Here is an 18,349-nt window from a genome sequence, read left to right as displayed (position 1 = left end):
CTAAAACTCTTTTGCTCAAAACAGGAATTGACGTAAATTGCGACTCAATATTTATATCAACAGAATTATATGGAATTCCCATCGGAACTGAAATACACGAAAGACCACGAATGGATTAAGTTGGAAGAAGGCAACATCGCAAAAATCGGTATCACTGAATTTGCTCAAGGAGAACTTGGCGATATAGTTTTTGTGGAAGTTGAGACTGTTGGCGACGAACTGGCTGCAGAAGAAGTATTTGGAACTATTGAAGCTGTCAAAACAGTTTCTGATTTGTTTTTACCAGCAGATGGAAAAATAATAGAATTCAATGAGTCACTAGAAGACGAGCCAGAAAAGATAAATGAAGACCCTTATGAAGAAGGTTGGATTATCAAAATGGAATTAAAAGATGTTTCTGATTTGGACAGTTTACTGGACAGCGAAACGTATAAAAATTTAATTGGTCAATAAATCATTTAGCCCTTAAGGGCTTTTTTTTTGATTAGTATGAAGGTTTTAATAAAGAAAGCCAAAGTAATAGCTCCAAATTCTGCTTACCATTTAAAGGTAGTTGATATTCTTATTGACAAAGGTGTCATCAAAGAAATTGGCAATATCAGCACAACAGTCAGTAAAACCATTGAAGCCAAAGGCTTACATGTTTCTGTAGGTTTTATGGATATGCGAGCTTTCAGTATGGAACCAGGCTTTGAGTCTATGGAAAGTCTGGAAAGCCTTTCAGCGGCAGCTGCTAAAGGTGGCTTTACTGAAGTGGCTATTATGCCAAACACCACTCCAATCATTCAAAGCAAGGAGTCTATAAAGTACTTTCAGCATTTTTCAGAAAGAAGCCTGACTAGCCTGCTACCTACAGCAGCCGTAACCAAAGACACCGCGGGAGAAGATTTTACAGAAATGTGGGATTTATTGGCCGCAGGCGTAACAGCATTTACAGATGGCTCTAAACCACTCTGGAATTCTGACATTCTTTACAAAACACTGCAATACCTATATCCAAAGAAAGCTCTATTAATGAACAGAGCAGAGGAGCCTACCTTAGCAGCTTTTGGTCAAATGCATGAAGGTATCACCAGCACCATGATGGGTACAAAGGGAATTCCTTCTGAGGCAGAAGAACTAATGGTGATGAGAGATTTAAAACTCTTAGAATACGCCAACTTAGCACATGATAATTCGCTGCTTCATTTCTCCTGTATATCTACCGCTGCGGCCGTAAAACTTATTAGACGTGCCAAACAAAAAGGCTTACCCGTAAGCTGTGATATAGCTGCACATCAATTAGCTTTTACAGATGAAGATGTAGCAGGTTTTGATACCAACTTAAAAGTTAGCCCGCCGTTCCGGTCAAAAAAAGACATCAAGGCACTTCAAAAAGGACTGGCAGACGGCACCATTGACGCCATAGTTTCTGACCACCATCCACTAGACGAAGAACATAAGAATATGGAGTTTGACCTTGCCAGTTTTGGTGTAATAGGTTTGCAAACCGCTTTTGCGGCAGCCCTTACTCATAGCGACCAAGATTTAGAAACCATCATAGCCTCCTTCACGGAAAACCCAAGGAAGCTATTGAATAAAACGCAACCAAAAATAGCAGAAGGAGAATTAGCTAATTTGACCGTTTTTAATCCTGAAGAAAAAACAACCTTTGAGTTGAAAGACATTATTTCAAAATCGAAGAATTCGCCTTTTATTGGGAAAGAATTAAAGGGTAAAATATACGCTACCTTCCATAAAGGCTTCTCTGAAATCTTTTAAAACCAAAGCACTTGAATAAAAAAGTATACCTTTTCAGTTTGATTTTTGGCGTATCTGCCGGAATTCTCTGTTTCTTATTTTTCTTAATGCTTTATGCAGGAGAGGTAAACCCTCTTCAAAATAGAAGGCCTGATATTGTAATTAATGTTCTAATCATTTTCTTGGCCATTTGGTTTTACAAAAGCAGAAATAGCGGTTTCATTCACTTCTACGAAGGTTTTACCATTGGTTTTTTGACTAATATTATAGCTGCTCTAGTTACTGGATTAGCCATTTACTGTTTTATAAAATGGGTAGACCCTACGCCTTTTGAAAGCTGGATTTCTGGAGGTAAAGAATTTTTAATTGGTCGTAAAGAAGAGCTAAGCAAATTTTTAAACGAAGAAAGTTATAAATTGCAATTAGAATCTTTTGATAAAGCTAAGCCTTATCAAGTTATTCTAGACGACTTGATGTTTAAACAGTTTGCTATAGTAGCTATCATGCTTATATCTATGGCACTAAGAAAACAAAGAGACGCCGTATCTTAAACCCTTTAAAACCTTTTCAGACATGGAACAACAACCTTCTTCTGCTAGAATTGCCCTTAAATGGGGTGTAATTTGTGCTCTAGCCACCATCATTTTAAGTACTATTATCAATGTTACAGGCCTGTGGAAAAGCACTGGTGCTTCTTTACTTTCTGTAATCCCATTAGTAATCTTCCTGGTTTTGGCCATGAAAGAATACAGAGAAGCCAATGGCGAATTTATGACTTATGGTGAAGGCCTAAGTGTTGGTATGCTTACAGGAGCTATATCAGCCTTAATTAGCTCATTATGGGGCATGCTTTATACCACAGTAATAGATAGTACGTTTTTAGAACAAGTAAAAGACTTCCAAATAGAAAAAATGGAAGAGTCAGGTCTTGGTGAAGAACAAATAGACCAAGCTATGCAAATGACAGAAAAGTTTAGTGGCGGCGGCATGATGTTTATCATGGGCGTATTAGGCTCTATCTTTTTTGCTTTCTTAATTTCGCTAGTAGTGGCAGCCATCATGAAAAAAAACAAACCAGTTTTTTAATTTATGTTTTCAATATTTAGAAAGGAGCTCAATGGCTATTTAAATTCGCTTATCGCGTATATAGTCATTGTGCTTTTTTTAATTTTCACAGGACTAATTCTCTGGGTTTTCCCAGATTCTAACATACTAGACTATGGCTACGCCGAAATGGGTTCATTCTTTAGTTTGACGCCATTTATCTTAGCCATTTTAGTCCCAGCTATTACCATGCGTACTTTTTCAGAAGAGTACAAAACTGGTACCATAGAATTTTTAATGACCAAGCCACTAAGTAGGTTAGATATAGTACTAGGGAAATTTCTAGCGGCATGGGTTTTAATCATACTTGCTATTCTTCCTACACTCGTTTACTATTTTTCTATATCTAATTTAGGTATTCCACAGGGCAATATTGACACGGGAGCTGTGATGGGCTCATATTTCGGTTTGATACTCTTAGCGGGCGTTTTTACTGCTATTGGCCTAGCCATTTCCTCATTTACAGAGAATCAAGTAATTGCCTTTATCATTGGAGCTTTTATTTGCTACTTTTTCTATGATGGCATTCATCAATTATCGCAATTGTTAAAAGGAACTACACAATACTTTGTAGACTTCATAAGCTTACAGTTTCATTATTCATCTTTAGGCAGAGGCCTTATTGACTCTAGAAATGTAATATACCTTTGCTCTTTAGGTGCTTTGATGATTTATATTACCACATTCAACCTAAGAAGAAAATGACACTAGATATCTATCAAGTAGACGCTTTCACTTCAAATCTATTTGGTGGTAATCCCGCTGCCATTATCCCGCTTGAGTCTTGGCTTTCAGATGCTATTATGCAGCAGATAGCTCAAGAAAATAATCTTTCTGAAACAGCCTACTTTGTCAAAGAAGGGGAACATTTCCATATCAGATGGTTTACTCCTGTGGTAGAAGTGGCATTATGTGGGCATGCTACCTTAGCAACTGCTCATGTTATTTACGAGCACCTTGATTTTAAAGAAGACCAAATAAAATTCATGTCTAAAAGTGGAGAGCTGTTGGTCAAAAAGAAGGATGGCTTTTTAGAAATGGACTTTCCATCCACTCCAGTAATTGACACCGACGTTCCTCTAGGATTTTTAGAGGGTTTTAATATTAAACCCACAGAAACACTTAAAGCGGGCGAAGATTTCTTCCTCCTTTTTGATTCTGAAGAGAAAATAAAGGGCTTAGAACCTAATTTTGCACTTTTAAAGAAGATAAAGTCCAGAGGTATTATTTGCACCGCACCGGGTACTAAAGCCGACTTTGTAAGCAGATTTTTTGCCCCAGCAGCAGGTATTGACGAAGACCCAGTTACTGGTTCTGCCCATACTTCCTTGATACCTTTTTGGGCTAAAAAACTAAATAAGAACAGTTTATATGCTGAGCAAATTTCTAAAAGAAAGGGAGAGCTACACTGCCAACTAATGGGCAATAGAGTTCTGATGGCTGGGAAGGCTGTATCTTACCTTCAGGGCAAAATAAAAATCTAATCCACTTTTTCAAACTTTTTTCTTCAATATTCGATTAAATATAGCCTTTTCCTTGACAACGGCTATCCCCATATCGTACCTTTGCACGCTGATTATTAAAACAGTAGTACCTCTGGCAATCCAGATTAAACTTAATATATAAGAATGACAATGTCCAATGTAACGCGAATGAAACTTTCGCAATTCAAATTTGATCTTCCTCAAAACCTTATTGCGATGCATCCCGGCGAAGAAAGAGATGGAGCAAAAATGATGGTAGTTCATAGGGACAGTGGTAAAATAGAGCACAAAATGTTTAAGGACATTGTTGACTATTTTGGCGAAGGAGATGTCATGGTAACTAATAATACCAAGGTTTTCCCAGCAAGACTATACGGTTCTAAAGAAAAAACTGGTGCCAAGATTGAGGTTTTCCTTCTTCGTGAGCTTAACAGAGAAATGAGACTTTGGGATGTTTTGGTAGACCCTGCCAGAAAAATCAGAGTTGGTAATAAATTATATTTTGGTGAAAGTGATTTAGTAGCCGAAGTTATTGATAACACTACTTCTAGAGGTCGTACTATTCGTTTCTTATTTGACGGCGATCATGAAGAAATGATGCAAACCATCCATGAATTAGGCGAAACACCAATTCCTAAGGAAGTTATTAACAGAGACGTTACAGAATTAGACAGAGAGCGTTTCCAAACTATTTTTGCAGAAGAAGAAGGTGCTATATCTGCTCCTACTGCTGGAATGCACTTTACTAAAAACGTAATGCGTAGAATGGAAATTGAAGGTGTAACCTTCTCTCCTATCACATTGCACATTGGTATTGGAACATTTAGAGGGGTAGACGTAGAAGATTTAACTAAACACAAAACAGATTCTGAAAACTTCGCTATTCCACAAAAGACTTGTGATATAGTAAATGAAGCTTTAGATAATAACAAGAGAATATGTGCTGTAGGAAGCACAGCTCTTAAGAGTTTAGAATCTTCAGTGTCTGCTAAAGACAGGCTAAACCCAATAGACAATGGCTGGACTGATAAATTCATCTTTCCACCGTTTGATTTTAAAATAGGGAATGCTTTATTGACCAACTTCCACTTGCCTCAGTCTATAGTACTTATGTCTGCCTGTGCTTTTGGTGGATATGATTTAGTAACTAAGGCTTACCAAGAAGCCATAAAAGAAGAATACAAATTCTTCACTTATGGTGATGTAATGTTGATCATTTAAGAAGATTTTCTTTTTATATTTGATAGCCTGCTTTTTACGAGCAGGCTATTTTTTTACATAAAATGAGCAAATCTATATTTTCGGTTATTGTAGCGGGCGGTTCTGGCAGCAGAATGAAGAGCGTTATTGCCAAACAATTTCTCCCTTTGTTTGACAAACCTATATTATCTCACACCATTGAGAAGTTCCTTCAAATACCTGATAATAATATCATTGTGGTATTACCAGAAAGTGATATGTTTTTTTGGGAAGACATTATCCAAAGCAATGATACTTTGCTAGCTGCTGTAAATACAGGTCAAATTAAAAGCGTAGTGGGTGGAGCTACTAGATTCCAATCGGTCAATAACGGTTTAAACGCTATCGCCGAAACAGAAGGTTTAGTGGCCATTCACGATGGTGTTAGACCGCTAATCTCTGTAGAAAAAATCAAAGATTCTTTCGCTCAAGCTCAAACCTCCGACTCCTCCATTTTAGCCGTAGCCGTCAAAGACTCTGTAAGAGCAGTTAAGCCAAATGGAGATAGTAAAATAATAGACCGAAGTGCCTTACAATTAATTCAAACACCGCAAACTTTTAATCTCAAACTGATTAAAGATGCTTATGCTTTAGGTGAGTTGGCACATTTTACGGATGATGCCTCCGTTTTTGAACAAGCCGGACATAAAGTCAACTTAATGGAAGGCGAATATAAAAACATCAAAATAACCACGCCTGAAGACCTAGCCGTAGCAGAAGCCCTTTTAAATAAATGAAAGTAGTAGTAGCCTCTAAAAATCCTGTTAAAATATCAGCCGCAAGAAAAGGTTTTGAATTGAATTTCCCGGGTGTGAACATTAATTTAGAAGGCGTCTCCGTTCCCTCTGGTGTGCCAGACCAGCCGATGGGTTCTCAAGAAACCTATGACGGGGCCTATAATAGAGCCGTAGCTGCCAGAAAGCTAAACCCTGAAGCAGATTACTGGATTGGCCTAGAAGGTGGCAACATAGCCCACGGGGAGGAAATGGAAGTGATGGCTTGGATAGTTATTTTATCTAAAGACAAACTGGGTAAAGGCAGAACCGCTGGATTCTTTCTTCCTCAAAAGACAATTGACCTCGTAAAACAAGGCTACGAATTAGGCAAAGCAGACGAACTGGTTCACGGCATTCAAAACAGTAAGCAGAAAATGGGTAGCTCAGGTTTACTCACCGACAACCTAATTGACCGTGAGTCCTTTTATGTACCTGCCGTTATTTTTGCCCTAATCCCCTTCAAAAAGGTTGATTTGTATTGATATAAGAGGTCTTTAATAGCCAAACTATCATTTTTTCGTACCTTTGCAGCCGTTTTAGAAACCTAATCACGGACTGTTTGCATGTCTTCAAAAAAGAGATTTCCTTTTCTTCAAAACTTTTGGGAAAAAGTAGCTGATATAATTCTAAAAAACAGAATTGCTTGGCTGGTGGTAATCAGTATCATCACTGGCTTTATGGTCTACATGGCCACCCAATTGCAGCTCTCCTATGAGCTTCCCAAAATACTCCCTCAAACGGACGAGCATTACCAACGTTACGAGGCCTTTAAGGACCGTTATGGCGAAGATGGGAATGTGATGGTGATTGCCATTAAAACCGACGATATCTATAGTTTAGATACTTACAATGCATGGTATGATTTAGGTAAAGACCTAAAAAAAATAGATGGTATTAAGAATGTAGCTTCTATTTGTAACCTTTTTGAAATTAGGCCAGACGAGGTAGAAAAGAAATTTAACTTCATAAAAATATCGCCAGAGAAACCTAGTTCTCAGGCAGAGGTGGACTCGATAAAAACCAAGATTAATAAATATCCTTTTTACAAAGGCTTCTTATTCAACGAGGACGGCACCTCCCATTTAATGGCCGTAACATTTGACCAAGAAAAGATGAACTCTAAAAGCAGAATGTCTATCACAGGAGGTGTGGCAGAGCTAGCGGAGGCTTTTGGTCAAAGTACTGGCATAAAACCACATTTCTCTGGAATGCCTTTTGTGAGAACTAATTTCATGTCAAAAGTGAGTTTAGAGGTTGCAAAATTTATGATTTTGGCATTTCTGATTACCGCCATCATTCTGTTCCTGTTTTTTAGGTCTTTCCGTGTTGTGTTTTTTGCACTTCTTGTTATTGCTATTTCGGTGCTTTGGTCGGTTGGTCTAATACAGATATTTGGTTATAAAATCACCCTTCTTACAGGACTGGTTCCTTCTATTATTGTGGTTATTGGTATTCCCAATTCTATCTTCTTGATAAATAAATATCAAGAGGAATACCTCAAGTGCAAGAATCAAATTACCGCACTAAAAATATCGATAGCGAAGATTGGTAAAACCACTTTCATTGCCAACCTGACTACATTTATTGGCTTTTTTGTGTTCTACTTTACTGGTAGTCCTTTGCTTTTAGAATTTGGTTTAGTGGCTTCTATAGCTGTTATGGCCACTTGGGCTTTATCTTTAATTCTTATTCCAATCATTTTCTCTTACAACCCAAAGCCTAAAGCAAAGCACGTAAGACACTTGGAAAACAAGAACATCTCTAAGTTTTTAGAGAAGGTTGATTTCATAGTACATAACAGAAGAACTAAGCTTTATTGGATTATTAGCATTCTTGTGCTTTTATCGGTGTTTGGGATGACCAAAATCAAAAGCATTGGCCACTTGGTGGATGATTTACCTGCTAACGACCCAGTATTTACTGACTTAAAATTTATTGAAGAAAATTTTAAGGGAATAGTCCCGATAGAAGTTAGCATAGACACCAAAACCGAAAACGGTGCTTTAGACCCTGAAGTACTTACTAAAATCCGCTTAGTGCAGCGTGAGTTTGCTAAATACCCTGAACTGACCAAACCTATTTCAGTGGTAGAGGCTATCAAATTTGTATATCAAGGATACCGTGGTGGTGATGAAAAGTATTTCCGACTTCCTGGTGCCTTAGAATTAAACAAACTGGCAGCTTACGCGGGCATGGCTGATGGAAATGAGAAGCTGATGAGTTCTTTCATGGATAGTACCAGAAGATATACCAGAATTAGCTATCAAAGTGGCGATGTAGGTACGGTAAGAATGGGAGAAATGATTGCAAATCTTCAAGCCAAAACAGACACTATCTTCAATTATGATTCAGAGTTTGAAGAATGGCTGCCTGAAGAAGAACAAATTGACGCGAAACTTACAGGAAACGGTGTGGTATTCACCAAAGGAAACGATTACCTGTTAAGCAATCTTAGAGATAGCACCATCTTGGCTATTATTTTGGTGAGTTTAGTAATGGCTACGCAGTTTTTAAATGCTCGAACTGTCCTTATTTCTACCATTCCCAGTATTATCCCTTTGGTAATTACGGCAGGTGTGATGGGCTTTTTTGGCATTCCATTAAAACCCACCACTATCCTAATATTTAGTATTGCTTTTGGTATAGCCTCCGATGGTACCATCTATTTCTTAACGAAATACAAGGAGGAAATAGAAAGCGGAAAAACCATCTCAGAAGCGGTAAGCGAAACTATCAAGCTTTCAGGAATAAGCATGGTTTACACCGCCATCATACTTTTCTTTGGCTTTGGCATTTATGTAGTTTCAGGTTTTAAAGGCACAGTGTTCTTAGGTCTTTTAGTATCAATGACCCTTCTAATTGGAATGATATCTAATTTGATATTGCTGCCTTCGTTTTTGATGACTTTAGATAAGCGTCAAAACAAAAAATTACCGAGCTAAGAAAACAAGAAACTCCATTTTAGAAGAATAGGTTTACAAACGCCTATTCTTCTATTACAGTATATCCTACCAATTGTTCCGATTTTGCCCCTGGTGGTTTGTGGTAAACAAAGATTTCATAACTGTTTTTTGTATTCGAGAAGTTTCCTTCAAAAGCTGAGAAATCAGCTTTCCCAGATTGGTCTACCAAGGCAAACTGAAAATCATACATGCCTTGTTTTAACAAAAAGGTAGTTTCATATGCTCCTATTTCAGGATTGTAAAACAACTCTCCCGAGTTATTACAATCAAACTGATTAAAACCGCCTAATAAACATACTTTATCTCTTGTGCCTAACTGCTCCATGTTAAACGCTGCATGCACATGCATATAGTCGGCATTTATTGAAGGCTCAGCTCCATCCAAAGTTTCCACCACAAACCTTCCATTTAAATCTACAGCTTCAAGATAGGTTAGTTTTGCTCTACTCCGCTGAGGTATCAACCAAACATTATCTTCATAGCCTTGCTGAATTTCGGCAATGTTACCGCCTTTATTAAAATTGCTTCGTAAGTCAACATACCGAAATTCATTTCCCGCGGGGAATATGTTTTCATTATTGAAAAAACGATACGCCAGAGTTCGTGTTCCTGCATTAACCGAAGTTGCCTTAAAATTTGTTCTGGTAGTTTCCCCTCTATAATTCTGTCTTATGAAAATTTGAAAGTCGTTTCTTGGGTTACTAACTTGATAGTTTCCATAATTTAACTCAAAGTTAATCTGCTCGTGAGATTGCCATAAAGCGGGGTCTTGAGCAGTTTGAATGTTTGCAGAAATTCCAACTTTAGGATTAACCACCGAAAACTGTAAACTAGCTAAAGGTGAATCTGAAAGGTAATCTTCATACAGTAACAACGTATAATTTCCCGATATCTTCAGCTCTGGCAAAATAAAACCATAGTGAAAATATGGAATCTTAGTATTTTGAGAAATTTGGTAATCATTGATAATAAAGTCATTAAAATCGTTTAAAAACTCTAAATCGCTTAATCTAGAGACTGACCAATCTAAATTGCAGTGTTGGATTTTAACATGAAACTGCCTGTAAGAGCCACTTAAATCATCAAACTCTAAGACCATTCTGTCGTTATTATTGAGGTTTAAAACTCTTGAGCTTAAACCGGGCATTTGGCCACCATTTCCAAAGGCATATAACTGAACCGTTTTTATATCGGTATCATAAACCTTATTATCTGTAGGCTCGTATGTTTGGCTAATAGTTTCAAAACATATAATTTTGAGAAATAGCAGTGTGATTACTTTTTTCATATTGCTTTTAAAACCCCTTTATTTATGAAAAAGTGCTTTATACTGTTTTTTCTTTATTATTTGACAACTTTTGATGTTTCCGCTCAGCTTGATTGGAGCAGTGATACTCCCTCATATCCAGATGCGGCCACGAGCCACACATATACAAATGTAAGTGCTCTTTCTCCCGCTCGATCTGTTTCAGTTTCTGTTTCGAACGGTTCGACGATGGCCTTTTCTAGCAATTACCCAAGGGTTGTTAGCACAAATTTAAGTTGGGGAGTAAATGCTAGTAGTAATTCTACATCGACTAGTACTTCAACTTATACAATCACTTTTTCTCATCCGGCTTGTGGGTTACAATTTGACTTGAATGATATAGATTTAAGCGGTTCCACTGCTCCGTATGATTTTGTAGATGAAGTTGAAATTACTGCAATAAATAGTTCCTCTACTCCAATCTCCAACCCAAGTATTTCCTCAGCAACAGAAAACTCTGTTTCAGGCAACGTAATTACGGGAACAGCTTCAGGTTCACCAGTTAATACGGTAACTTTTGGAGGAAGTTCCGCCAGTGATTGTGTTAAAACCCTCACACTCACATTTAGAACTGGGGCTAATGTTAAATCTAACCCGAATGCTCAAGTAATAGCCATTGGGCCCATGACGAGTGCCTCTGGAAGCGGTGCTCCTTTCGCTGTTAATTACACTTCTTTCACTGGTAAGCTAAAAATTAACGCCATCAACCTAAACTGGCAAACTTCCACAGAAACCAACAACCAAGGTTTTGAAGTACAAAAAAGCAGAAATGCTATAAACTTTGAAACCATTGCTAGAATTGATGGGGCAGGAAATTCTCAAGACCCTAATAACTACGACTTTGTTGACGCCAGACCATTTGAAGGGTCAAATTACTACCGCTTAAAGCAAACAGATTTTGACGGTACAGCAGACTATTCAAAAATCATACAGGTTTATTATGAAACTGATGGCAGTTACGTTAATATATACCCTAATCCATTAGCCGCGGGTGAGACTTTGAACATTCAAAAGAGCGAATCATTAGAGCTAAATGCTATTAAAAACACTATGGGCCAAAGCTTTCAAACTTCTTCTCAGTTAAAAGAAGGTTTGTATTTCTTACAATTTACAAGTTCAAAAGGAGAGAACATTACAAAGAAGCTGGTGGTTAATTAATCCTCCAGCTCTAACATTTTAGCTTCCCAACTTTCATTAGTCTGTTTAAGGTTAAATTTAACCTTATCATACTTCTTATTTTCTTGAGCCAATTTTTCTGGATTGCTAAAGACTTCTTCTGTGGCAAGGTTTGCCTCTATTTTCTTCTTTTGCTCTTCTAGACTCTCAATTTTTTCTTCCAGAGCTTCCACTTCTTTTTCTATTTTCTTGATATCGTCTTTTGACTTATCTCTGTGAGAACTCTTTTTCTTTGATAATTCAGACTTTATCTCTGTAGCTGTTGGCTCCGAAACTAAGCCGTTAGCCTCTCTTTCAGCTATCCATCTGTTATACTCAGCTAAAGTTCCTGGGTATACCTTTATTTCATTCTCGTCAATGTACCAAATCTTATTGGCCACCTGAGAAACAAAGTGCCTATCGTGAGAAACTACCACATAAGTACCTTCGTATTGACCTAAGGCCTGCACTAAAATATTGACAGACTGCATGTCAAGGTGGTTGGTAGGCTCATCTAATAAAAGGAAGTTGGCTTCAGATATTAATACTTTTGCCAAAGCTACCCTAGATTTCTCTCCTCCAGAAAGCACTTTGATTTTCTTAAAAACATCTTCACCACTGAATAGGAAACAACCTAAAACAGACCTTAACTCTGTTTCTGATTTTGATGGGTCAGCATATTTAAGCTCCTCTAACATGCTTTCATTAATATGAAGCGACTCTAATTGATGCTGTGCATAAAAAGAGAAATTCACATTATGACCAAGAATTCTCTTGCCTTCATGATTTTCAGTACCTGCTATAATTCTTAGAAGCGTAGACTTCCCTTTTCCGTTGGCACCAATCAAGGCAATCTTATCGCCTCTTTCTATATGTGCTGTAGTATTTTTGAGAATAACCTTATCGCCATATGCTTTAGAAATATCATCTAAACGCATGACATGCCTTCCTGGCTGTGTACCAAACTTGAATCTAAAATGTACTTTGGCGTCATCACTTAGTACTTCGTCTATCACATCCATTCTTGCCAAAGCTTTCACTCTTGACTGTACTTGTCTAGACTTGGTGGCTTTTGCCTTAAAACGCTCAATAAAACGCTCTGTCTGTCTTATTTCAGCTTGTTGGTTTTCATAAGCACCTTTCTGAATTTCATTCCTCAGCTCTTTTTCTTCTAAAAAGAAAGAATAATTACCTGGATAATGAACCAGCTTTGCTTGCGAAACCTCCACCGTAGTGGTGGTCACATTATCTAAAAATGCTCTATCGTGAGAAACCACAATTACCGCATTTTCATAATTTAATATATACTTTTCAATCCACTCAATAGTAGGTAAATCCAAGTGGTTGGTAGGCTCATCTAAAAGAAGTACCGAAGGTTTTTGTAATAAAAGCTTTGCTAACATTACACGCATTCTCCACCCTCCAGAAAACTCTTTAAGTGGTTTATTTAAATCGGCTGTTTTAAAGCCTAGCCCCTCCAGAATAGCTTCTGCTCTGGCATGAATGGTATATCCACCAAGAATATCAAACTCTTCCTGTAAATCGCCCAATTTCTCTACGAGTTGGTCAGAATAATTGACCTCCATTTCATGCAGTACTTCGTCAATCTTACTTTGAAGCTCTAACTCTCTTTCAAAACCCTGCATAGCCACCAGTAAGATAGATTCTTCTGATTCATATGACAATAAATCCTGATTCAAAAAACCAAAAGTGACATCCCCAGCTTTTGAAATACTGCCACCATCTGGCTGGTACTCCCCCACTATAAGTTTTAATAATGTAGACTTACCTTTTCCGTTCAGCCCAATCAAACCTATTTTGTCCTTAGGTTTAACTTGTAAACTTGCTTCTTCAAAGATGGCACGTCCTCCGAAATAAAAAGAGAGATTGTGAATGGTTAACATTCGCTAATATATTTTTTGAAATGAGGGTGCAAAAGTAGGTATACAGAGCTGTAATAAAAAGCTCTGTATTTCTTTAACCGCTAATAAGCCTGTTACTCGTTAACTTTTGTAGGAATATAAAGGCCAATAACCCCTGGGAAACTTTTATTGGTATTGATTTCAACCTCTGGATATAAAAAACGCTGAGGTATGTTAGGAGCCGTACTGCTTTTTACCGGCACTCCCACCAAATTATTGGTTCTTCTGAGGTCGTTATAGACCTGTGGAGAACCCACCATGGTAATGTACTTTTCTTCTAAAATAACCCTCAATAAGGTATTTCCTCCAATAGATATCTCTGGAAAATCTGCATTATATTTTACAGCCAATTGACGCCTTACTGCGTTGAATGCTTCTTTTGCTCCTTCTTCGTTTCCTAATCTGTATTCGGCTTCCGCCAAAATCAATTGGTTTTCATACCAATCTACAATTGGATAAGATGCATCTTTTGCAAAATATCCGCCCTCATTATAATTCAACTCGTTTCCTGAGAAATAATGAGCCGTTCTAGCTTCCTCTCCAGGGGTATACAAAAGGCGGTCAACAGAAATATCTGAAAGGTTTATTAGCTTTCTTAAATAAGACCTAGTAGCTGTCAAATACCCTCCACGCTGCTCTATACCAAATTGATAATAAAGATTTTCCTGTCCTGAAATATCGGAATGAAACGACAGTAAACTTCTTTGATTACCAGAAATCCCAAGTTTGGCTTCATCACGTGCGGCTGCATAGTTTTTTGTAATCAAATAATATCTTGCTTTTAATGTATGAGCTACTTCTGCCCATGTAGCATTATTTTCCACAAAAATAGGGCTGCCATATAAATCACTCACTTTGGCATTGCCTACATTCTCAATTCCTAAGGAAAGTAAATTTTGAGCAGCTTCAAAAACAGCCAATTGGTCATCAAAAGCTGGGTCTGGAAAATCTACTGGCAAAGCACTTTGAGAAAAAGGTACATCGCCAAATAATGCCGCCAAATCAGCACCCATCACAGCTTCCACTATTTGAGCTACGCCTAACAAACGATTATTACCTGCGGCAATCGCTTTTTCCTGAACAATTCTAGTTTGGGCTATTCCTCCAGCATAGTTATTATTCCAGATTCCGTCAAAGTCAGATGATTTGACATCATACACATTGTAATTAATAAATTGATTACTGAAGCCTGTGTATTGGTCAGAAAAGATACCTGCCATTCTAGAAGCTTCTCCCTCCGTAATGAGTACCCAAGTAAGGTTAGCTTGCCCAATGATAGACTCTCCAGGTGCGTCTGTAAAGTTATTTGGGTCCACATTCAAACCTTCCGAATACTTTTCACAGGAAAAAACAAATAAACTAAGTGCTATAATTATTAATTTCTTCATCTCTTAAATTCCTAATTTTAATGATATAATGTACGAACCCGTTCCAGGGTTGGTAAAGTATTCTAAACCTCTTCCTTTTGAGCTACCTGTTAAGTTCACCTCTGGGTCAACGTACTGCAGTGGAGACCATATAAATAGGTTTCTACCAGATAAGGACAATGACGCTCTGCTCAATTTTGCTTTTGAAATCAAATTTTGCGGTAAATCATAAGCCAAGGTAACTTCCCTTAGTTTTGTCCAGCTTCCGTCCACAATAAATGGCTCCGACACCGTACCAAAACCACCACCTACACCTGTGTACCACTCCGAATCAAGAAGTACATTCCCTGCTCCAAAATCAGTCACATTACCTCTTACTAAAGTTCCGGCTGCCACTATTCTGCCATCTACTGTTCTCATGTCAGTTTCTGTAAAAAACTCATTAGCCGTTTCTGGATGCACTCCAAAATATTTTAAGATGCTTTCTGTACCTGCCCAAATGTCATTTCCTTGAAATGTTTCAAATTGAAAAGACAAGCTCAACCCTTTCCAGCTGATATTTGAACCTAAACCACCTTTCCATTTAGGATTTGGGTCACCTATTACTCCTTCTTCCTCCGCTACTTCTGGAAATCCATTAGCGTTAAGAACAATATTCCCTCTATCATCTCTTGCCCACTTACCTCCCCATAGAGCTGCAAAAGGTTCTCCTTCTACCACTCGAGACGATGTTCCTGTAAAACCGTTTAGCGTTACAGATTTTACACCACTAAGCGATTCTACCATATTTTTATTGGTAGAGAAATTGGCATCTATTCGCCATTCAATGTCTTTAAACTTAGCAATTCTAAAGCCCATATCCACTTCTAAACCTTTATTGGAGATTACTGCCGCATTATCCCACACACTGGTAAAACCTGTAGATGGAGCTAAATCAACTGCCAAAAGAGCTTTATCGGTCTTTCTATTATAATATGTTACTCCCAGTGAAACTTTGTCATTGAAAAAACGAACATCAGTTCCTAACTCATACTCTCTTACTCTTTCTGGTGTTAAGCCAGGGTTTCCTGAATTTGAACTACGTCCAAATGGATTTCCGTAAACTGCGGCCGACAAGGCATCACCCCAAGAACTTCCTCTGTCAAAAGCAGCATAAGAAGTTTGGTTGGCATAAGAAATAGGTTCAATTCCCACTTCACCGTATGAAGCTCGCACCTTACCAAAGGTTACCAAATTCCTATTAAACTGTTCAGTAAATACCCAACCAAGCGAAGCACTAGGATAAAACACTGGTTTTGTTAATGTAGATGGCAACTCGTATCGACCTGTTAATTCAAAATAAAATTGATTCTTAAATTCAGAGTTTAGTACTGCATAAACACCTGATTTTCTTTGACGAAGTCTGGTTAAACTTGGTGTTTCGTTGGCAGCTTCTGCATTACCAAAAGTTCTTAAATCTCCTACAAAAGGATTAGTGAAGATGGTTGAGTTACCTCCTAAGCTTGTGTAAAAACCATCTTCAAACTGCACACCAGTAATCCAAGAGAAGTTTAAATCTGAATTAATAAGATGTGTTCCGTTCAGGAAAGCATTGACAGAGGTATTTCTTTCGGTGGTTTCGCTTCTACCATAAGAACCTGCAAAAAGGTCTCCCGAAGAGTTTACAGGAAACCATGAATCCCTTGTTTGGTTATAATAATCAAAACCATATCTGGCGGTGAAATTAATTCCTTTCATAATATTCCAATTAAACTCTGGATTAAAAAGGAAACGATGTAATTCACTAGGGTTCTCTTGCTGATTAACTACCCAACCTGGATTTGGATAAAATGGAGCTCCCTCTCCCAAGTAAGTTAAGTTTCTATCATTGCCAATATAAGAACGATGAGCATTTTGCGTAGCCACATTATCATTGTCATAATAAGTTCCTATGTAGTCACGGTTGTCAAAATCTGCTGGTGTTCTTAAGTAACCTAGATAAAAACCATTCAAATTAGACCCTTGCTGAATTCTGTTAGAGGTAGAGTGCGTCACACTACTATTCACTCTAACTTTAATTTTATCCGTCAGTTTAGTTTCATTATTTAACCTAGCCGTAGTTCTGGTATAATCAGAATTGGCTTTTAATATTCCTTTTTGGTCCCAATTTGAAAAACTCATAAAAGTGGAACCCGAGTTTGTATTAAAGTTTAAGCTTACAGACTTATTCCATGTAAAACCTGTTTGAAAAACTTGGTCTCTGTTTGAGTCCAAATACGTATTTGTTGAGTTCTTGGTAAGAATAGGGAAATAAACATTGCCGTCTGCCGCTTCAAAACGCTTGTTCCCTACCCTCACATCATCATCTCCTCCTATACGGTCTGCTATTCTATCTCCCCAAGAAAGTCTTGACGTAGGATTCCATATATACGTGTAAGCATCCCTTGCTCTTCCTGTTTCATGTAGTAGCGGATTACCTTGTCCAAATTTATCTTGACGCTCAAACTCTCTATTGATGACATCAAAACTTGTCATATTAGTAAAGTCTACTGTAACTTTCTTCCCTCTAGGGTTTCCTCTTTTAGTTTGAATCACTATTACTCCATTGGCAGCTCCAGTGCCCCAAACTGCGGCAGCCGCAGCACCTTTCAATACTGTTACATTAGCGATATCATCTGGGTTGATATCATTTAACCTTGACTGACCTACTACGCCATCAATGCCTCCTCCAGAACTACTGTTTGAAATAGGAACACCATCAAGAATAATTAAAGGAGAAGAGCTCCCCGAAATAGTGTTTTGTCCTCTTATTTGAATATAAGCTCCGGCTCCTGGGTCTCCTGAGTTTCTCACAATGGTAAGGCCTGATGTTTTTCCTGAAAGACCCTGAATCACTCCAGACTCACCAGAACGTTTAATAGCAGCGGCATCTATTAAGGTAGATGAACTAAGGTCATCATCTTTTTTTCTTTCTAAACCCAAAGCTGTTAAAACCACTACTTCATTTAATTGATTAGCCTGCTCCATCAGAACTACATCAATGACACTTTGATTTCCTATCAAAACCTCCTTTCTCTCCATGCCTATGAAAGAGAAAACTAAGCTCTGACCTTTACTAGCCATTATCTTATACTTTCCTTCAGCGTCAGTCTGTGTTCCAGTTTGTGTACCCTGAAGCTGCACTGTAACTCCAGGTAAGCCAAAGTCGTCGCCTTCGCCTTGAACCGTCCCGGAAATCTGTGTTTGACCATACAAATGGCAAAACGGTAGAATCAAAAAGCTGAGTAAAAGTTTGTAATTCATAGTTTCTTGTT

15 protein-coding genes are annotated in these 18,349 nt (G+C 37.9%); 11 read left to right on the top strand and 4 right to left on the bottom strand.

Translation table 11 applies throughout. The annotated features are described in order from the left end of the window. Window positions 1–69: 69 nt before the first annotated feature. The 10 genes from gcvH to AC0L6O_RS08955 all read left to right on the top strand — a co-directional run bounded on the left by gcvH (window position 70) and on the right by AC0L6O_RS08955 (window position 9,285). Window positions 70–453, top strand: a complete 384-nt coding sequence (gene gcvH / locus AC0L6O_RS09000; RefSeq protein ID WP_473307967.1) for a glycine cleavage system protein GcvH — start codon at window positions 70–72, stop codon at window positions 451–453. A 36-nt stretch (window positions 454–489) separates the two neighbouring features. After that, on the top strand, window positions 490–1,761 hold the full coding sequence (locus tag AC0L6O_RS08995; RefSeq protein ID WP_473307965.1) for a dihydroorotase: 1,272 nt from the start codon (window positions 490–492) through the stop codon (window positions 1,759–1,761). Between the two features lie 11 nt (window positions 1,762–1,772). After that, on the top strand, window positions 1,773–2,291 hold the full coding sequence (locus AC0L6O_RS08990; protein WP_473307964.1) for a DUF4199 domain-containing protein: 519 nt from the start codon (window positions 1,773–1,775) through the stop codon (window positions 2,289–2,291). Window positions 2,292–2,313: 22 nt separating this feature from the next. Next, complete coding sequence (locus tag AC0L6O_RS08985; RefSeq protein WP_473307962.1) at window positions 2,314–2,826, top strand: DUF4199 domain-containing protein; 513 nt, start codon at window positions 2,314–2,316, stop codon at window positions 2,824–2,826. Window positions 2,827–2,829: 3 nt separating this feature from the next. After that, entirely contained in the window at window positions 2,830–3,549 is a 720-nt protein-coding gene (gene gldF, locus AC0L6O_RS08980; protein ID WP_473307960.1) for a gliding motility-associated ABC transporter permease subunit GldF, read from the top strand. Beyond that, the gene (locus AC0L6O_RS08975) at window positions 3,546–4,328 is read left to right on the top strand and encodes a PhzF family phenazine biosynthesis protein (RefSeq protein ID WP_473307958.1); all 783 of its coding nucleotides are present in this window, start codon (window positions 3,546–3,548) and stop codon (window positions 4,326–4,328) included. The genes gldF and AC0L6O_RS08975 overlap by 4 nt, the downstream gene beginning before the upstream one ends. Before the next feature lie 168 nt (window positions 4,329–4,496). Continuing rightward, window positions 4,497–5,549 carry a tRNA preQ1(34) S-adenosylmethionine ribosyltransferase-isomerase QueA gene (gene queA, locus AC0L6O_RS08970; protein ID WP_473308510.1) on the top strand — a complete coding sequence of 351 codons (1,053 nt, stop codon included), beginning with the start codon at window positions 4,497–4,499 and terminating at the stop codon, window positions 5,547–5,549. Between the two features lie 62 nt (window positions 5,550–5,611). Beyond that, window positions 5,612–6,304 (top strand): 2-C-methyl-D-erythritol 4-phosphate cytidylyltransferase, encoded by a 693-nt coding sequence (locus tag AC0L6O_RS08965; RefSeq protein WP_473307956.1) that lies wholly within the window; start codon window positions 5,612–5,614, stop codon window positions 6,302–6,304. Then, window positions 6,301–6,825 carry an inosine/xanthosine triphosphatase gene (gene yjjX / locus AC0L6O_RS08960; RefSeq protein WP_473307954.1) on the top strand — a complete coding sequence of 175 codons (525 nt, stop codon included), beginning with the start codon at window positions 6,301–6,303 and terminating at the stop codon, window positions 6,823–6,825. Before AC0L6O_RS08965 ends, yjjX begins: the two co-directional genes overlap by 4 nt. An 81-nt stretch (window positions 6,826–6,906) precedes the next feature. Continuing rightward, window positions 6,907–9,285, top strand: coding sequence for an efflux RND transporter permease subunit (locus AC0L6O_RS08955; protein WP_473307953.1), 2,379 nt, complete (start codon window positions 6,907–6,909; stop codon window positions 9,283–9,285). Window positions 9,286–9,328: 43 nt separating this feature from the next. On the opposite strand, the gene AC0L6O_RS08950 is transcribed toward AC0L6O_RS08955, so the two are convergent. Next, entirely contained in the window at window positions 9,329–10,594 is a 1,266-nt protein-coding gene (locus tag AC0L6O_RS08950) for a type IX secretion system plug protein (RefSeq protein WP_473307951.1), read from the bottom strand. A gap of 24 nt (window positions 10,595–10,618) precedes the next feature. Here AC0L6O_RS08950 and AC0L6O_RS08945 point away from each other — a divergent pair, with 24 nt between their 5' ends. Continuing rightward, entirely contained in the window at window positions 10,619–11,770 is a 1,152-nt protein-coding gene (locus AC0L6O_RS08945; protein ID WP_473307949.1) for a T9SS type A sorting domain-containing protein, read from the top strand. Here the strand turns inward: AC0L6O_RS08945 and AC0L6O_RS08940 are convergent. The 3 genes from AC0L6O_RS08940 to AC0L6O_RS08930 form a co-directional block, all read right to left on the bottom strand. Continuing rightward, entirely contained in the window at window positions 11,767–13,671 is a 1,905-nt protein-coding gene (locus AC0L6O_RS08940) for an ABC-F family ATP-binding cassette domain-containing protein (protein WP_473307948.1), read from the bottom strand. The genes AC0L6O_RS08945 and AC0L6O_RS08940 overlap by 4 nt on opposite strands. A 92-nt stretch (window positions 13,672–13,763) precedes the next feature. After that, window positions 13,764–15,077 carry a SusD/RagB family nutrient-binding outer membrane lipoprotein gene (locus AC0L6O_RS08935; RefSeq protein WP_473307946.1) on the bottom strand — a complete coding sequence of 438 codons (1,314 nt, stop codon included), beginning with the start codon at window positions 15,075–15,077 and terminating at the stop codon, window positions 13,764–13,766. A 3-nt stretch (window positions 15,078–15,080) separates the two neighbouring features. Further along, window positions 15,081–18,338 carry a SusC/RagA family TonB-linked outer membrane protein gene (locus tag AC0L6O_RS08930; protein WP_473307945.1) on the bottom strand — a complete coding sequence of 1,086 codons (3,258 nt, stop codon included), beginning with the start codon at window positions 18,336–18,338 and terminating at the stop codon, window positions 15,081–15,083. Between the last annotated feature and the right edge of the window lie 11 nt (window positions 18,339–18,349).

This window comes from Arcticibacterium sp. GJ41-1 (genome assembly GCF_055808875.1).
Note: the sequence above shows the minus strand (reverse complement) of the source record. Positions and strands in the feature narration are given on the sequence as shown.

Bases quoted from the DNA above. Each gene is read 5' to 3' on its own strand.
- gcvH (WP_473307967.1), top strand. From the start codon at position 70: ATGGAATTCCCATCGGAACTGAAATACACGAAAGACCACGAATGGATT.
- AC0L6O_RS08995 (WP_473307965.1), top strand. From the start codon at position 490: ATGAAGGTTTTAATAAAGAAAGCCAAAGTAATAGCTCCAAATTCTGCT.
- AC0L6O_RS08985 (WP_473307962.1), top strand. From the start codon at position 2,314: ATGGAACAACAACCTTCTTCTGCTAGAATTGCCCTTAAATGGGGTGTA.
- gldF (WP_473307960.1), top strand. From the start codon at position 2,830: ATGTTTTCAATATTTAGAAAGGAGCTCAATGGCTATTTAAATTCGCTT.
- AC0L6O_RS08975 (WP_473307958.1), top strand. From the start codon at position 3,546: ATGACACTAGATATCTATCAAGTAGACGCTTTCACTTCAAATCTATTT.
- queA (WP_473308510.1), top strand. From the start codon at position 4,497: ATGAAACTTTCGCAATTCAAATTTGATCTTCCTCAAAACCTTATTGCG.
- AC0L6O_RS08965 (WP_473307956.1), top strand. From the start codon at position 5,612: ATGAGCAAATCTATATTTTCGGTTATTGTAGCGGGCGGTTCTGGCAGC.
- yjjX (WP_473307954.1), top strand. From the start codon at position 6,301: ATGAAAGTAGTAGTAGCCTCTAAAAATCCTGTTAAAATATCAGCCGCA.
- AC0L6O_RS08955 (WP_473307953.1), top strand. From the start codon at position 6,907: ATGTCTTCAAAAAAGAGATTTCCTTTTCTTCAAAACTTTTGGGAAAAA.
- AC0L6O_RS08950 (WP_473307951.1), bottom strand. From the start codon at position 10,594: ATGAAAAAAGTAATCACACTGCTATTTCTCAAAATTATATGTTTTGAA.
- AC0L6O_RS08945 (WP_473307949.1), top strand. From the start codon at position 10,619: ATGAAAAAGTGCTTTATACTGTTTTTTCTTTATTATTTGACAACTTTT.
- AC0L6O_RS08940 (WP_473307948.1), bottom strand. From the start codon at position 13,671: ATGTTAACCATTCACAATCTCTCTTTTTATTTCGGAGGACGTGCCATC.
- AC0L6O_RS08935 (WP_473307946.1), bottom strand. From the start codon at position 15,077: ATGAAGAAATTAATAATTATAGCACTTAGTTTATTTGTTTTTTCCTGT.
- AC0L6O_RS08930 (WP_473307945.1), bottom strand. From the start codon at position 18,338: ATGAATTACAAACTTTTACTCAGCTTTTTGATTCTACCGTTTTGCCAT.